The organism is Peptostreptococcus anaerobius 653-L (assembly GCF_000178095.1).
Lineage (GTDB): Bacteria > Bacillota > Clostridia > Peptostreptococcales > Peptostreptococcaceae > Peptostreptococcus > Peptostreptococcus anaerobius.
In genome coordinates this window covers 1-15,396 of record NZ_ADJN01000040.1, presented here as the reverse complement: position 1 = coordinate 15,396, position 15,396 = coordinate 1, and the positions used below count along the sequence as shown (strand labels likewise).

Here is a 15,396-nt window from a genome sequence, read left to right as displayed (position 1 = left end):
AGACCTTCACCAGCTCTTGAATTGGTGACGAATTTTTCCTGATCCTTTGAAATTTTAAGCTTTACAACAAGCCAGTCTCTATCACCTGTTGCTTGATTAAGCATTAGAATAAAATCCGTATTGTCGAAAATATTTTCAATTTCTTTACTTGCAAGTAGGTCTTTAACATTCTGTGTAATTCCTGTTGGAATACCTCCCCATTTTCTAAATCTCTTCCAGATTTCCACCGAATACTGTGAAGTCTGTTCATCCTTTAAAAGCAAGTGAAACTCGTCAATGTAATACCTTGTGCTTTTGCCGGTATTTCTGTTTTGAGAAACCTTATTCCAAACCTGGTCTTGAATAACAAGCATACCTATCTTCTTAAGCTGTGTTCCAAGTTCTTTAATGTCAAAACAAATAAGCTGCTTATTTAAGTCCACATTTGACTGATGATTAAAGACATTAAGACTTCCTGAAACATAGATTTCCATTTCTGTTGCAAGTTTCTTTCCTACCTTTTCTTCTTGCCCTTTTAACATATTGTAAAGGTCTTGAAGTATAGGCATATTTTCTGGTATTGGATTTTCAAAATACTTCTCATAAATTCTTGGTAAGCACCTATCTATAACAGATTTTTCTTCTGCCGTAAGACCACTACCGCCTACAACAAGTTCAAGCATAGACATAATAAAATTTGCCTTATCCTTAAGTGGTGCGTCTCCATCTCCATAGTTCATATTTATATCTAGTGGATTTAGATAGTCTTTGCTCTTTGCACTAACCTTAATAACTTCTCCCTTAAACTGTTTTACAAGGTTTCCATACTCTCCTTCTGGATCACAGATAATGACATCATCATCGGTTGTAAGAATAGCATTTGCCATTTCACGCTTGGCAGAAAAGGACTTACCAGAACCAGGCGTACCTAGAATCAATCCATTTGGATTTTTAAGCATTTTTCTATCCGCCATAATAAGATTATGGCTTAAGGCATTTAATCCGTAGTACAAGCTGTTTGATGAGTTTATAAAAAGTTCCTCTGTTGTAAATGGTAAGAAGACTGCTGTTGATGATGAGGTTAACCCTCTATCTATTTCAATCTTATTTACTCCAAGTGGTAATACACTTACAAAGCCTTGTTCTTGACTATGATCTAAGCGTTTAATCTTACAGTTATGCTTACTTGCAATAGATGAAATCTGAGAAATAGTCGTATCGAGTTTTTGTACTGTCCTTGCAAAATTCATAAAGACAATCGTTACGATAAACATACGCTCATCTCTTGTCTGGAGATCTTTTAAAAGCATCTTGATATTATCACCATAGGTAATTAAATCACTTGGCAAGATGTCCATATCATAGCCACTTCTAACTGCCTTTTTATTCTCCTCAATTTTCATCTTATCAATATCTGTATTTTTTCTTTTCACCATCTTAATAGCTTCTGTCTGCTCAACTGCCTTGATATGAAAAGAAATATTGATGTTATCATCTATATCTAAAAATTCTGCAAGCATTCTATCCGATAGCTCACTTGCAAGTATTTGAAGATGACTTACTGCTCCAATATATTTTCCAAACTTAAAATACTTACTCGGTACAAAATTAAAAGAATCTGGTGTAATCACCGTCTTTGTACTTTCTCTTGGTTTTAAGTCTTTATATGAAAAAGAAAAGAGCTTATCTGGATTTAAAATATCATGTAAGACTTTTAGTCTTTCTGTTCCAGTTAAGCCCTCAGCACGAACTCCCATACTCTTTAGATTTGATAATATATCAATCTCTAGCCTTTCAAGTTTTGCAGTCGCTTGCTCCAAACTATCCGCTTCCACTCCAAAAGTAATATACTTCGATTTCTTTAGCCCATTGTTTCCCTTTGCAAGCTGACTTTTTAACATCTCACGAAACTCTAATCGAATATCATCATAACCATCATTTTTATCCGGTATCTGAATAGCTGCTTTTAATTCATTATTTCTTCCAAGCTGATTGATATATGAAAACTCAATATCTACACTTGGATCAAAAGAATTTAAGACATTCGCAAATTGATTGAAAATCAAATCCTTATCTTCTTCTAATGCAAGCTGATAGTTTATATCCTGAAATGCAATACACTTATTAAAGTGCTTTTCATCAAGCTGACATATCCCACTTTTCAGCATTCTCATATAAGGTATTGTGTCTTCAACAGTATATCTCTTAGGCTCTTTCTTAAATATTAAGTAAATCAAAGAAGCTTTTTTCTTCTGCTTAGTCAGCTTTTCTTTTTTCAGGTTTCTTTTGTTTTCCTTTAATACCTTTTGATTTTGTTCTAACTGAATTTGCTGTATTTTTCTTTTCTTGTTCAAGGTAAACCTCCTTTCTCACTCGTTTCTGTGGTTGATAAAACTTGTGTAGATATATGTGCTTAAAATATTTCTCAAAGGTAAGTCCATCTTTTTCAAATAGTGTTACAAAGAAGATTGGAAGCGTTGATACAATTAAAAAAAGTATCGCTATATCATTTGGCATAAACTTTCTCATAAATAAATAGACTGGTATACCAACCAGTCCAGCAAGTGTAAATCCAATTAATTGTCTTCTTGTAAGATTAAAGGCTACCTTTGTTTTTACCTTTTTTAAATCCTTGGGAATTGGTACATAGCCCATAGCTTACCTCCCATCTTCTTTTTCCTTTGAAAATACTTCAAAATGCTCATAGCATGAAGCAACTTCATTTCTCATATCTTCTAATTCCGATTCAATTAGTGCATTTTTCTGCTCTTGATAACAAAGAATAGATTTCACATCATCTCTTGTACTTTTTACTTCATCTTCTAAATTCTTTAATTTGTTCCTGTTAAAAATCGAGATAGCAAATGCTCCAATTCCTACTGCAATAATTGAAACAGGAAACAACTTTTTCTTTACTTCTATCATTAAAAATCCTCCTTAATGTGCGTTTAATACACTCTTTGCAAGCGTTCCACTCTTTAGCATCATTAGACCAAGAAGTAATGCATAGCCTAATATCATAAAGGTACTTGCATGAATGTCCGTTATCTTTATCGTCTTTACTAAAACTGCGTAAATACCCAAGCATATAATCAAGAATAAGCCTTGAAGTCCAATAGCAAATAGACCTTTGATATAGTTTGTTCCAATTTGTCCCCACTCCTTATTTCCCATAGTGGCAAACGGAATTGCTGAAACCGAACAGTAAACATATATCTCAAACATTCTGCCATAGACAACTAGCATAATGACTACCGACATAACCTGTATTGCAACTTTAACAAGCGAGGTTTCAAAGAGTATCATGACCAACTCCCCAAGTCCTTTGTCTTTTAATCCCTCAACCATCTTAACAATTTGATCACCTGAAACGGTGGCAGAAGTATTGATTACTCCTGCCGCCTGATTTACAAGATGTTGTGCAACATCAAAGACTGCCATTGAAAATGTAAAGGCATGAGATACTAACCACACCGCTATCCACATCTTTATCATGTATTTAAAAAACTCAAAGGTATCTGTATCGTGCATATTGTTCTTTTGCATAACCATATTGATAAGCTCAATACATAAAACTGCCGTAATGATTAACCCTGCAATTGGAATAATGACACTATCATTGATACTCTTAATAAAGTTAAATACCTCCGAGTTCCATCCCATTGGTGTCTTTCCTATATCAGTTGCAACTGCTCCGACTTTATCATTAATGTCGATAAACATTGACTCAAGATTTGCTTGGATACCTCCGAGAAGAAACTCTTTAAAAAATTCCTCTATCTTATCGAAAATACCAAACATAGGCTACTCTCCTTACTTCAATACATTTGAAAGTAATGGAATTAGTTTTAAGCCGATTAGAACGATGCCTCCTCCAGCCATTAACTGCTTAATACCCTGAGATTTTGCACCCGGATTATCATTTCCATAACCTTCCATCAGGTTAATAACTCCCCATGCTCCAAGTCCTGCACCTACTGCCATAACTAAAATCTTTAATACATTTACCGCCTGTGTAAAAAATTCCATGATTTATTCCTCCTCGTTTTCTTCTTTCTTTTCAATCTTGTTATATGACTTCACAACAAAATTTTTGTAAGTCTTTCCATCTTTTTCACGCTTCTTAAAGTATCCAAAGATATGGATCAAATCGCCCTTTTCAAAGGCTTTTGCTGTTTCTGCCTTTTCTCCATAGGCTGCACAATTGATATATTCTTTACCTTTTCCATACTTTTTTACAAGCGTGAAGTTTGCAACCTCAACAGCTTCTCCATCTTTGTCAAAACTCGAAAAAGTTGGTTCTGCCAATAAATTGGCGTTGATGTTAATCATTCCTTGCTTCATTAAAAATTTCTCCTTTTCTTTTCAATAAAAAAAGCGACCGGAGTTTTTCTTTTCCAATCGCTGATACTCTTGCTATTTAGTTTTCCTTAGTGGGACTTCTTATCCTTACCATCTTTCCTCCTGATTTTGAGTAATAAAAAAGCAGCAAATCTATCTTTTAGACTTACTGCTTAAAACATTACTATAATTACATAAACAGATTGAAATCCACTTCATATCCAGAACTTTTCATTTCTTTTGCAAGTGGTATTTTCCACCCGCCATTACTATCAAAAGTTATATAAACAACCCCTGATATATCATTCGGTTTTTCAATGTCATCTTTTACTAAAGCACATACATTATTTCTTCCCAATTTAGAAATTAAAAATCCATGTTCAAAAACCACGTTCTGTCTTGCTCTACTCTTTATCTCCTTAGGACTATCTTTTTCGTAACCTTTATCACACGGAGTATATAGTACAATTCCAAAACCAACATTTGTGTATTTTTCTATTTTTTCAATGATAGTCATACCCGAACTTGACTGTTCGTGTAATATGATTGGTTCAAATCCAATCTTTTCTATGAAACGTGCAACTTCTTGCTTAGTTTCATTATCTCTTCCATGAACAATAAACACTTTATTTTTATTTTTATCTTTTTCTATTATTTCATCTTTATGCCTATCCAATATTGTATGTTGTGTTTTCTTACCTTCATCAAGTAATTCTTTGGTTACGTCAGTTACATATTTATCATATGTAAGTATGTCATTCGGTGACACATACATTATAAGTCCCTGTGGCATATTATCATTTTCATATTGAGATAACGACCTAACTGTTTGCTCCGTTGTCATTACCTTCAGTCTATTTATTTCTCGTTTATTTAACATATAACCATTAAAAACAAATTCCTCATTGTTAAGATATGGAATGACTATATCATTTAACACCTCATCCCTTGATTCCACATCTAAAACTGTAATTTCTTTATTTTGATTTGACTTGCCAATCTTTTCTTTAATTTCAACTAAAACTTGATAATACAATTACAAATACTCCTTTCACAAAATATAAAATAATAAATCATGTTATTATGTCGCTATATCAACTAGATTATAATCAATTATTTATTGCAAATTTCTTCAATATTTCTGCATCATCATTTTCCTTTTCTGGATATATTGAAAAACAAAAGCTTACACTCTTATCATTCTTAAAATGCTCAAACAATGATTTTCTTAAAAACTTTGCTTTATCTGCATTAAACATGCTTCTTTTTTGCCCCTCTGGATTTCTCTTTACATTCCTACAATATATCTTTCTTGGATCTTCTGCATCACTTATACTTAGTGAATTTACCATAGATATTTTTTCTATTTCAGAAATATGGTTTGGAACACTAATAGGAATATAACGTCCAAAATAATCAGTAAACTGACTTAATATGTCACCTAAATTTTCTGCATATTCTATTTCAAAGTATTCTCTCATAGTTCTTGTATCTACTAATAAACTATGACTATTTGCTTCACAAACCAAATCATTTGTCAAATCATTTGATCTCATAAAATGTAATTTTACCAATGCATATTTATTTTCTCTTGGTTCATTTTCAACAAATCTTTTTACTAAAACGATATACTCAATGCCCTTGTAGTTAAAAATAAAACTACATATTGTCCAATCAAGCCTTTCCATATCCTGCTTTAATAACTTTAAGTTTTCTAGCATAGTTTGTCACCTCATCAAGATATATTATCTAATATTTTAAAATGTATATATATTATTATACCAAATATACCCATTCCACATAAAGCTATAACAGAAAATATTACAATCTTGTAATTACTGTATTTCTATTCATCTTAACTTTGCCTTTTCTTCTAATGTATTCTTCAATATCAAACACATTCTTCTTATCATAGTCCTCCAAGAGCTTGTAGTTCTTATGCTTTGTAATATCGAATTTATCTGATAAAAACGGTCTGACCCCTCGAAGCTGAAAAATACATTTACTGCCATCCATAACTGTTATCTCGTCTTGGCTCATCAATTCTTTTCCTGTCTTTTGGTAATTCAGTCCATAACTATTGGCATTAGATCTTGTTTCCGATGTGTTATACAGATCTATGGTTTCTTTACCCAGTGTTTCAGACAGTTCTTTAAGTGTTGTCTTTTCCTTTCCACCAAGAAATAAAGTGCTATCGCAGTTGCCTACAATCGTATCTGCATTATCCTTGTAGATTGCCTTTAGCTGAGATTGTGCCTGCAAGATAATACTCGCTGAAATCTCTCTTGAACGGATTGTCGCTATTAACTTCTCAAACTTCGGAATTAAGCCAATGTTTGCAAACTCATCAAGCAAGCACCTTACATGAACAGGTAATCGTCCTCCATATTCATCATCCGCCTTATCACAAAGCAAGTTAAATAACTGCGAATACATAATAGACACCACAAAATTAAAGGTATCATCTGTATCAGAGATAATAACAAAAAGTGCTGTCTTTCTATCTCCCAGTGTATCAAGCTCAAGTTCATCTTCTTTCATCAAGTCCCTAAGCTCTTGAATATCAAAAGGAGCAAGCCTTGCACCACATGAAATAAGAATAGACTTTGCTGTTTTTCCTGCTGCCAGTTTATATTTCTTATATTGCTTGACTGCAAAGTGCGTAGGCTCTTTCTTTTCCAATGCTTCAAAGAGTCTGTCTATCGGATTCATGTATGTTTCGTCATCTTCCCTTACTTCCGAAGCGTCTATCATATCAAGGAGCGTTGCAAAGTTCTTTTCTTCTCTTGGAGCTTCATAGAAGATATATCCAATAAGAGCTGTATAGTAGAGTTTTTCTGCTTTCACCCAAAAATCCTCACCTGCTTTTTCACCCTCTCCCTTTGTGTTTGCAATGATTGTCTGCACTAATTTGAGTATATCTTTTTCACTTCTAAGGTAGGCGAATGGATTATACTTCATGCTCTTTTTGAAGTTGATGGTATTTAAGATTTTTATCTCATAGCCATTATCTTCAAGCATCTTGCCACACTCAATGACTATCGTTCCCTTAGGATCTGTTACACAATATGATGAGTGCATTTGCATTAGATTTGGCTTTACATAAAATCTTGTCTTTCCTGAACCAGAACCACCTATAACAAGCACATTCTTATTTCTCGCATACTTTGGATTTGCCGGTCTGCCATTCATGGTTAATCGCTCAGTTTGAGTAAGCAAGATATTGTTTTGGAACTTTTCATCCACATACGGCTCTATATCTTTTCTCGTTCCCCATCGGGCTGATCCATACTCTTTCCCCTGTCTGAACTTTTTAGCATTTTTCCCTTTGGTATAGACTATAAATTTAATTAAAACTGCTACTCCTACGCCCATTAAAATATCAGCCACATGAATGCTTGGAATAAAGCTCATAGTATTAAGTTCTAATATTCCTTGAAAGATTTTGTCTATCACATCTCCACCTGTATAGGCTCTTACATGGTGAGAGAAGATGTTTCCAACATAGAAAAATGCAAGATAGGGAATATTCTGCTTTAGCAACTTTGCCTTATCTTGCACCTTAAATAAGCCTTTGATGTCTTTTAGTATCTTATCTATCATAGGCTCTGCTCCTTTTGTTTATTCTTGACTTTATCTTTAGAAACAGTGTTCTTTGCCATCTCCTTGAACTTCTCAATATTTTTGTGAATTGACTCCTTATTTTTCTCTTTTTTCTCAATTTTAGAAAGAACATTTTGAAATGCTTTGTTTAAAACCTTAGTATCTTTTGCTTGAAAAAATACTGAATGTGTTCCTGTCTCCTTATCTTTCATCACTGAGAATTTAACACCATGTTTATTCAATTCTTTTTTTAGTTCTTTTAATTCACCATCTTTAACATTGATTTCTTCAAGCTGACCTTTCTTAACCATATCTTTTAGTTTGATTTCATTTCCCTCAGCCTTGATAAGTTTATCTAAGCCACCATGTTGTTTTGACCTCTGTTGTAACTTCTTTACCTGGCTTAAGATTTCTTGGCAGGTTGCCTTTAAGACATTCACTTCAATATTAACTACTCTATTAGAAATTTCTTCATTTATCATTAGTAACCTCCTTCCCTCATATCATAACTAACAAGTGCTGTATAATAGGCATCCATATTGCTTGGGGCATTATATGCTGCCGTTAAAATAAATGCTCTTACATTCCTTATTTTTGATTCATTCTCTGATAAAGCATTTACAAGATACTCCATATGTGAAGAATCTAATTCTCTAAATCTCTCTTGAACAACATATGCTGGTAATTTTGTTTGATTTATTGTGACTATATCATCTCCATTTAACACCATAACATCAGCTAAAACTTTAATTATTTCATCAAAGGTTTTAGCAGTAATCTTATTACCCAGCTTCATGTGTTCATTATATCCTGTACTTTCTCTTAATTCTTCTAAACAAGATTTATATGATTTTATTTCTTTACATCCTTCCTCCATTCCGTCCCTTGAATAAAATGTGTCTTTTTCATAGATGGGTTGGTGGGAGGAATTCTCTGTAGAAATATATGAAGTAATCTTTGATGAATTATTTGTAGTAATCTCTGGTAATGGTTCATGCAAGTTGCCATAATGCACTGGTAGATTTTCATCAAATGCATCGGTGCTAAATGCCTCATTGCATTGGTTGATTTTGCCCTCTTCCATTGGTGCATTTTGCCCTAATGCATTAGGCATATCTCTTTTACTTACTTGTTCTATTATTTCTCTTTCTTTCTCTTGTTTTCTTTGATTTAATTCGAGATAAAGTTCTTCTAATTTCTTGTCATTTATTGTGTACCACTTCGTTTTGTCTCTAGGATCTTTATTATAGTTCCCAACTAAAAGATATCCCGCTTTTTCAAGCTTAGAAAAAGTTCTCTTTACTGTATCAACACTTAAATAATCGAAATTTTTTTCTTGCCATGCTCTTATTGAGTTATATGTCCAATACTTGCCATCATGATAATTGTTACCAGACTTCTTATTTATCTCAATCCAGTAATTTATTTGTTGAAGCACAAGAGCTTCATTTAAACCTAGTTCTCTGGCTAATGCTTTATTTGCCAGTATTGGTTGTTCATCAAATAAATACATACTCATATCATCGCCTCCTTTCGCTTAAATTTAGGCATAGAAAAAGACGATAGATTTATATTCCATCGTCTTAACTCTCTCTTATATTTCCCTTAATGTATCTTTCGCTACTTCAAGGTATGCTGTAATCCACAGTGCAATTTTAGGTAGCCCATAAGGACTGATTAAGAATGCTAGAAGTAATGCTACCATTCCTGTTGCCATATCTTTTTGTATGAAGCAAGCTACTGCTCCAATAAATACTAGAAAAGATATTATACCTAAAATCATTCCACTAACTTTTATAATAAATTTTAGAAAAGCAATTAGTATCGACAAGATCAATATTATTGGAAATAAGATAATTTTCAATGCCCATCTCATAACAGACCTCTCTATTTCTTTGACTTATCTTCTAAGCTCTTAATTCCTGTATTGTTCAACTTTTCAATTGACATCAGCTGAGTTCTGGCAAGCTTTCTAAGTTCTATCATTCTTTCTTTTTGCTCCATACCTTTTCCAATAAGAACTGCATTATAGCTTTCCATATTCGCAAGCACCAACAACTCATTTAGACTTGCATAGTCTCTCATGTTACCCTTTAAGTCAGGATTTTCTTCACGCCACTGTTTCGCTCTTTTGTTAAATAAAGCAACATTTAGCATATCTGCTTCACTTGCGTACTTATAGGCTAGCTGTTCGTTGGTAAGATCCTTTAAGAGATACTCTTTGATTGCATCCGTATGAATTTTATAGTTGATCTTGGAAATTTCTCGATTCAGATTCCATCCCAGTGACAATCTTGAATTTTCATCTGATTTAAGTCTCTTATAGTCTTGGATTAAATAGAGCTTAAACTCTGCTGAAATCCATGAAGCAAATTCCATTGCTATATCAGGATGAGCAAATGTTCCTCCGCCTCTCCCAGATTTAGAAACAATACCGATAGCATTTGTATTTTCAATCCATCTTTGAGGTGATAATGTAAATGCATTTGTTCCTGCTTCCTTTCTAAAGGAGTCGAATTCGACCCCTTTAAAATTAGGATTGTGAATCGTCTCCCAGAGACCAAGGAATTCAATTGTATCTCTTACTCTTAGCCAGTTTTTAACAACATCTTTAGGTTCATGCACATTTTTGTATCTTGCAATATCCGTAAGACTTATATAGTCATTTTTAAAGTCTTCAGTATAAATTTGAATAGCAAAACCTTTTGCTTCAATCGTCTCTTTTTTCGCCTTAGACATACGAGTTCCTCCTTTATGCTGATGTACTGTTTACAACATTTATTATCGTAATAACTGCTCTAAACAGCACACCAACGATTCATTTTTTTAATTTTAAACTTTGGTAGAAGCTCTAAAACCCTTGTATTTACTTGACTATTTGCCTGTGTCATTATTATGACACGAAACCCGCAAGCTGGATCATACACCTTGTTGATTTCAGTTTTTCCAACTGTACCAAGTCTTGTAAGAAGCTCTGATACATCAGCAGGCGTAAAGAACTCTCCACCCGATTTACCAGCATTTGATGCATACATTGTCATAAGATATTCATAGGCATCTCCAAACGCATCAATATCGTGATCCTTAACATTTCCAAGATTCATATCCGCCACACCGTCAAGGAGTTTACAAAGTTTTTCATTTCTCTTTGCAACAGTAGAGCCAAGTTTATTACTGTTTACATCAAAATCATCAAATAAACCTGCAAAGTCGGATTCTGATTCACTGCCTTTTGCAGATTCCTCTATGTGACGGAATACCTTTTCAAGTGTTTCATTCAGATTTTCATTATCCTTGGCTTTTGCCCTTACATTACAAAATAGTTCAGAAGGAAGAATGAAAAAGCCTTTCTCCTCAACAAGTCCTTCTCTTGCCTCTTTGGCCATCTCATCAGAAATCTTTGCAAAATCAAAATCGCTATTTCCTGCTTCAATTTCTCCTTCGTTGATGTAGTTAGTAATATTTTCAGAAATATATCTATAGAACATAGTACCAAGTATATAGTTTTTGAAATCCCATCCATCTACAGCACCACGAAGTTCATCTGCAATTGCCCATATTGCTCTGTGAAGTTCATCACGTTCCTGTTCTTTCTTATTATCAATAGACATTATTTTTTCCCTCCACTTCAAAATCAAGCCATGCCTCTTCAACGCCTGCATAATCAACATCATATTCTAGGCAGAACTCTGTTATATTTTTCATAGCATTAAGGTTAGGCTTTGCTTTGCCACCTTCCTATCTATTCACAGTAGAAAATGCCACTTTAATTCCTTTAGCAAAGTCTTGCTGCGAAAGAAAGCATCATTGTCTAATTCTTTTAATTTCATCTGTAAATCCCATTATGCATCTCCTTGCGTAAACATTTCAATAATATAGCGTTATTATACCATATAATAATAATTTTTACTATCTCCTAAAGCTACCTAGTAGAAGGACAAAATTTATAGAGCATTTGAAAACTTTTTTCTGAAAAAATTCAAATTTAGCCGGAAAAATATCTTTCAAACTCCCTTAGATAGTTAGAAAGGAAAAAAGAGGAACAAAGCTTTTATTTCTAAATTAAATAGAAAAAATACAATTTGGAAATAAAAAGCCACCGAGTGGTGGCTTTTAGATTTCAATTTAATTATCTTCTTCTAGCATTTCTAAACATTCATCTAAATCAAATTCTTCCGTGAATTCTGGATCCATATGGGTTAATAAGTGCCAGTCTTCTGAATCTTTTTTTCTAAATAGGATTGCTTCTCCGTCTTCTGAACCTAAGTAGGCTCTTTCTACTTGGTAGCCTTTCTTTTCTAGATTTTTCTTTACTTCTAAATAATTATTTTCTCTCGCTTTTATATATTCTCTTAAATCTGAATTCGCTACTGTGTAGGCATCCACTCTAGTTGCACCTTCTACGATTCCTTTTCCTTTTTTAGATAGGTTTGGAATTTCTTTCCAATATACTTCTACATCGCCATCTCCTGTAAACATAAGCTTAGTTAGTGGTACTATGTTGCCATTTATTTCTAGTTCCATGTAGTCTGAGATTGAATCTAGCTTTATAGTTTCGTATTCAAATCCGTCTATTTCTTCAAATTTGTATCCTTTAAGTTGAGATACAAATTTTCTTCCTTCTTCTATGGTGTCAAATAGTCCTAGCTCTGTGCTCATTCCATCTTGGTATAATTCTAATATAAACATTCTTCTCCTTATCTATTTAACTCTATTTCAAATTTAAAACTTGAATGTCTTATGATTGTCTTAATTCATAGAACTACTTGACCTTGGCGAATATCATCCTACCTGCTGGAGTCTGAAGTATTGAAGTTACTACTACTGTCCTAGTTTCATTGATAAACTTCTTACCATTCTCTACTACTATCATAGTACCATCGTCAAGGTAGGCAACACCCTGTTGGTTTTCCTTGCCTTCTTTAACTATTGTAATCAACATCTCTTCACCAGGTATAGCTATTGGCTTGACCGCATTAGCAAGTTCGTTTATATTCAAGACCTCAACACCCTGAACCTGGGCTACCTTATTTAAGTTGAAGTCATTTGTAACTACCTTGCCCTTTAGGACTGATGCCAATCTTAAAAGCTTGATGTCAACCTCTGCTATATCATCAAAGTCTTGGTTGGTTACCTCTACTTCTATTGAACCATCTTCTTGGATCTCGTTTAGTATATCAAGACCCCTTCTACCCCTGACCCTCTTAAGGTCATCGGCTGAATCTGCTATGTGTCTTAGCTCATCAAGGACAAACTGAGGTATAACAAGCTTACCCTCTATAAAACCTGTCTTGCAGATATCGGCTATTCTACCATCTATTATTACAGATGTATCCAATACCTTAGGTGGAATATTTCTCTTCAACTTTTTGTGTTTTTCAGATTCTTTCTTCTCACCCTGCTGTCTTAGTTTAAATAAATTAGCCAACTCGTTCTTGCTTCTTACGCCTATCCTGATTCCTATAAGTCCAAATATAATGTATGATATAATAGATAGTACCGGTCCAACTATATACAAGTTTTCCAATAATTTACTGACAAAGAAAGCAATAAAGAATCCCAATAATAATCCCACCGACCCAAGTATAATATCTACCTGAGAATATACTGACAACTCCTTGTCGAATTTCTTACTTATCTTTTTTAATTGCTTGCTAGCAATCGGCTCCAATAAAAAGAATATTACTCCAACTACAATTCCTAATGCTATACCGCCCCAATAACCATACTTGGTATGTAGGTCTTTTATAAAGGACATCTCTGGTGTTAGCGATAGGTAAATCGTAGTCGTAAGTGCAAACCCTACTAGAGCAAATACAAACCTTCTTAGTTTTGCTAACATTATTTCACCTCCTATTAAAATATTGTTTTAATTATAAAACCTTGACTATAATATAGACCAAAAAGCTTGTTTTTAGCTTAGCCTATAAATATTTCATGATCAAACTTTAGAAAAAACTGATTTTTCCAAGCCCAATAACTTATCCAACTAGTTGCCCATCAAGGCATACATGGCCTGTCTTAAATTAGACACCGGAACAATCTCTAGACTATATTCTTTTTTGAATTCATTTAAGTAGTTTCCTCTAGGTATAATCATCTTTTTGAAACCTAATTTTTCACATTCTATTATTCTTTTTTCAATGAAACTCACTGTTCTGACCTCTCCAGTAAGACCTATTTCCCCTGTGACAACCACACTTGCATCTATAGGTATGTTCTTGAAACTAGAAGCTACTGCCAATGCGATTCCTAGGTCCATAGATGGATCATTTATCTTTAGACCACCTATAATATTTACAAATACATCCTGGTTTTGAATTTGAAGACCGACAACTTTTTCAAGCACTGCCAAGATAAGGGCTACCCTATTGTTGTCTACACCGGTTGTCGTCCTCCTTGGATAACCGAAATTGGTTGTCGCAACAAGGGCCTGGAGTTCAAGTAACATAGACCTTGTACCTTCAACAGTTGATACTATTACAGAACCAGATGCATCACTTGGCTTTTCAGATATTAGTACCTTGGATGGATTTTCTAACTCTTCAAGTCCATTTGCCTTCATCTCAAATACACCAAGTTCATTTGTTGAACCAAACCTATTTTTAACTGCCCTAAGAAGCCTATAGGTATTATATCTTTCACCCTCAAAATACAAGACGGTATCCACCATGTGTTCAAGAAGTTTGGGACCGGCTAGGGATCCTTCCTTTGTTACATGGCCCACTATAAAAGTAGAGATACCCTTTGACTTGGATATATTCATAAACTTTGAAGTACCTTCTTTTATCTGGCTTACAGTTCCAGGAGCTGCATTTATTTCTGGAGATATCATGGTCTGTATAGAGTCCACTACAATTGCATCGGGCTTGATATCATCTATTTGAGACTCTATAGCTGCAAGATTATTTTCTGTGTATATATAGAGATTATCTGAATCAACACCTAGTCTTTTGGCCCTCATCTTTATCTGGTTTTCACTTTCTTCACCAGATACATACAAGAGCTTTTTGCCAGATCTAGCTATGTTGTTGGACACTTGAAGAAGTAGAGTTGACTTTCCTATACCAGGATCTCCACCTACTAAGATCAATGAAGCCGGTATGATTCCGCCACCCAGTACCCTATCTAGTTCAGGTATCATTGTAGAAAATCTCTCTTCCCTATGGCTCTGTATTGAGTTGATTTTAACAGGCTTTGTGTCAGTTTTTATAGATGCCCTCAAGGCTCTTTCCTTGATAGCTTTTTCCTTTGGTGTCTCCTTTACCTCTGTCTCTTCCACAAAGGTATTCCACTGCAAACACTCTGGACATTTACCTAGCCACTTTGGATTTTCATAGCCACAGTTCTGACATACATACTTAGTTCTAATCTTTGCCATAAATTTTAACAATACCCCCTTAAATTTACCTTAAAGTAAAAATTAAATTCTAGCTTCTATTATACCACATGTGAACTTGCAATAATCCAAAT

Annotated in this window: 17 protein-coding genes; all 17 read right to left on the bottom strand. The window is 34.0% G+C overall.

Annotated features, from left to right (window positions below; translation table 11 throughout):
• A partial coding sequence (locus tag HMPREF0631_RS04300) for a VirB4-like conjugal transfer ATPase, CD1110 family (protein ID WP_039866301.1) occupies positions 1 to 2,333 on the bottom strand: 2,333 nt, incomplete at its 3' end.
• Positions 2,236 to 2,634 (bottom strand): PrgI family protein, encoded by a 399-nt coding sequence (locus HMPREF0631_RS04295; RefSeq protein ID WP_002843677.1) that lies wholly within the window; start codon positions 2,632 to 2,634, stop codon positions 2,236 to 2,238. The genes HMPREF0631_RS04300 and HMPREF0631_RS04295, both read right to left, overlap by 98 nt.
• Positions 2,635 to 2,637: 3 nt before the next feature.
• On the bottom strand, positions 2,638 to 2,904 hold the full coding sequence (locus tag HMPREF0631_RS04290; protein WP_002843674.1) for a hypothetical protein: 267 nt from the start codon (positions 2,902 to 2,904) through the stop codon (positions 2,638 to 2,640).
• Positions 2,905 to 2,916: 12 nt separating this feature from the next.
• Entirely contained in the window at positions 2,917 to 3,780 is an 864-nt protein-coding gene (locus tag HMPREF0631_RS04285) for a VirB6/TrbL-like conjugal transfer protein, CD1112 family (RefSeq protein ID WP_002843684.1), read from the bottom strand.
• Between the two features lie 12 nt (positions 3,781 to 3,792).
• Positions 3,793 to 4,008, bottom strand: coding sequence for a Maff2 family mobile element protein (locus tag HMPREF0631_RS04280; RefSeq protein ID WP_000394209.1), 216 nt, complete (start codon positions 4,006 to 4,008; stop codon positions 3,793 to 3,795).
• 3 nt (positions 4,009 to 4,011) lie between these two features.
• Complete coding sequence (locus HMPREF0631_RS04275; RefSeq protein ID WP_002843676.1) at positions 4,012 to 4,323, bottom strand: hypothetical protein; 312 nt, start codon at positions 4,321 to 4,323, stop codon at positions 4,012 to 4,014.
• A gap of 187 nt (positions 4,324 to 4,510) precedes the next feature.
• Complete coding sequence (locus HMPREF0631_RS04270) at positions 4,511 to 5,356, bottom strand: TIR domain-containing protein (RefSeq protein ID WP_002843668.1); 846 nt, start codon at positions 5,354 to 5,356, stop codon at positions 4,511 to 4,513.
• A gap of 73 nt (positions 5,357 to 5,429) precedes the next feature.
• Complete coding sequence (locus tag HMPREF0631_RS04265) at positions 5,430 to 6,041, bottom strand: DUF6037 family protein (protein ID WP_002843671.1); 612 nt, start codon at positions 6,039 to 6,041, stop codon at positions 5,430 to 5,432.
• A gap of 100 nt (positions 6,042 to 6,141) precedes the next feature.
• On the bottom strand, positions 6,142 to 7,923 hold the full coding sequence (locus tag HMPREF0631_RS04260) for a VirD4-like conjugal transfer protein, CD1115 family (protein ID WP_002843678.1): 1,782 nt from the start codon (positions 7,921 to 7,923) through the stop codon (positions 6,142 to 6,144).
• Positions 7,920 to 8,405: a PcfB family protein gene (locus tag HMPREF0631_RS04255; RefSeq protein ID WP_002843681.1), complete on the bottom strand. Its 486-nt coding sequence runs from the start codon at positions 8,403 to 8,405 to the stop codon at positions 7,920 to 7,922. Before HMPREF0631_RS04255 ends, HMPREF0631_RS04260 begins: the two co-directional genes overlap by 4 nt.
• On the bottom strand, positions 8,405 to 9,442 hold the full coding sequence (locus HMPREF0631_RS04250; protein WP_002843670.1) for a DUF6017 domain-containing protein: 1,038 nt from the start codon (positions 9,440 to 9,442) through the stop codon (positions 8,405 to 8,407). The genes HMPREF0631_RS04255 and HMPREF0631_RS04250 overlap by 1 nt, the downstream gene beginning before the upstream one ends.
• 75 nt (positions 9,443 to 9,517) lie before the next feature.
• Complete coding sequence (locus HMPREF0631_RS04245) at positions 9,518 to 9,799, bottom strand: CD1845 family protein (protein WP_039866300.1); 282 nt, start codon at positions 9,797 to 9,799, stop codon at positions 9,518 to 9,520.
• A gap of 11 nt (positions 9,800 to 9,810) precedes the next feature.
• The gene (locus tag HMPREF0631_RS04240) at positions 9,811 to 10,662 is read right to left on the bottom strand and encodes a KilA-N domain-containing protein (protein ID WP_002843679.1); all 852 of its coding nucleotides are present in this window, start codon (positions 10,660 to 10,662) and stop codon (positions 9,811 to 9,813) included.
• A gap of 59 nt (positions 10,663 to 10,721) precedes the next feature.
• Positions 10,722 to 11,534, bottom strand: a complete 813-nt coding sequence (locus tag HMPREF0631_RS04235) for a type I restriction-modification system subunit M (protein ID WP_002843675.1) — start codon at positions 11,532 to 11,534, stop codon at positions 10,722 to 10,724.
• 514 nt (positions 11,535 to 12,048) lie between these two features.
• The gene (locus HMPREF0631_RS04225; RefSeq protein ID WP_002843669.1) at positions 12,049 to 12,612 is read right to left on the bottom strand and encodes a hypothetical protein; all 564 of its coding nucleotides are present in this window, start codon (positions 12,610 to 12,612) and stop codon (positions 12,049 to 12,051) included.
• A gap of 73 nt (positions 12,613 to 12,685) precedes the next feature.
• On the bottom strand, positions 12,686 to 13,765 hold the full coding sequence (locus HMPREF0631_RS04220; protein WP_002843672.1) for a PIN/TRAM domain-containing protein: 1,080 nt from the start codon (positions 13,763 to 13,765) through the stop codon (positions 12,686 to 12,688).
• A 147-nt stretch (positions 13,766 to 13,912) separates the two neighbouring features.
• On the bottom strand, positions 13,913 to 15,304 hold the full coding sequence (gene radA, locus HMPREF0631_RS04215; RefSeq protein WP_002843673.1) for a DNA repair protein RadA: 1,392 nt from the start codon (positions 15,302 to 15,304) through the stop codon (positions 13,913 to 13,915).
• Positions 15,305 to 15,396 lie beyond the last annotated feature (92 nt).

Excerpts from the sequence above, each read along its gene's own strand:
- HMPREF0631_RS04235 (WP_002843675.1), bottom strand. The coding sequence starts at position 11,534 with ATGTCTATTGATAATAAGAAAGAACAGGAACGTGATGAACTTCACAGA.
- HMPREF0631_RS04280 (WP_000394209.1), bottom strand. The coding sequence starts at position 4,008 with ATGGAATTTTTTACACAGGCGGTAAATGTATTAAAGATTTTAGTTATG.
- HMPREF0631_RS04290 (WP_002843674.1), bottom strand. The coding sequence starts at position 2,904 with ATGATAGAAGTAAAGAAAAAGTTGTTTCCTGTTTCAATTATTGCAGTA.
- HMPREF0631_RS04250 (WP_002843670.1), bottom strand. The coding sequence starts at position 9,442 with ATGAGTATGTATTTATTTGATGAACAACCAATACTGGCAAATAAAGCA.
- HMPREF0631_RS04285 (WP_002843684.1), bottom strand. The coding sequence starts at position 3,780 with ATGTTTGGTATTTTCGATAAGATAGAGGAATTTTTTAAAGAGTTTCTT.
- HMPREF0631_RS04255 (WP_002843681.1), bottom strand. The coding sequence starts at position 8,405 with ATGATAAATGAAGAAATTTCTAATAGAGTAGTTAATATTGAAGTGAAT.
- HMPREF0631_RS04275 (WP_002843676.1), bottom strand. The coding sequence starts at position 4,323 with ATGAAGCAAGGAATGATTAACATCAACGCCAATTTATTGGCAGAACCA.
- HMPREF0631_RS04245 (WP_039866300.1), bottom strand. The coding sequence starts at position 9,799 with ATGAGATGGGCATTGAAAATTATCTTATTTCCAATAATATTGATCTTG.
- radA (WP_002843673.1), bottom strand. The coding sequence starts at position 15,304 with ATGGCAAAGATTAGAACTAAGTATGTATGTCAGAACTGTGGCTATGAA.
- HMPREF0631_RS04265 (WP_002843671.1), bottom strand. The coding sequence starts at position 6,041 with ATGCTAGAAAACTTAAAGTTATTAAAGCAGGATATGGAAAGGCTTGAT.
- HMPREF0631_RS04260 (WP_002843678.1), bottom strand. The coding sequence starts at position 7,923 with ATGATAGATAAGATACTAAAAGACATCAAAGGCTTATTTAAGGTGCAA.
- HMPREF0631_RS04225 (WP_002843669.1), bottom strand. The coding sequence starts at position 12,612 with ATGTTTATATTAGAATTATACCAAGATGGAATGAGCACAGAGCTAGGA.
- HMPREF0631_RS04220 (WP_002843672.1), bottom strand. The coding sequence starts at position 13,765 with ATGTTAGCAAAACTAAGAAGGTTTGTATTTGCTCTAGTAGGGTTTGCA.
- HMPREF0631_RS04240 (WP_002843679.1), bottom strand. The coding sequence starts at position 10,662 with ATGTCTAAGGCGAAAAAAGAGACGATTGAAGCAAAAGGTTTTGCTATT.
- HMPREF0631_RS04295 (WP_002843677.1), bottom strand. The coding sequence starts at position 2,634 with ATGGGCTATGTACCAATTCCCAAGGATTTAAAAAAGGTAAAAACAAAG.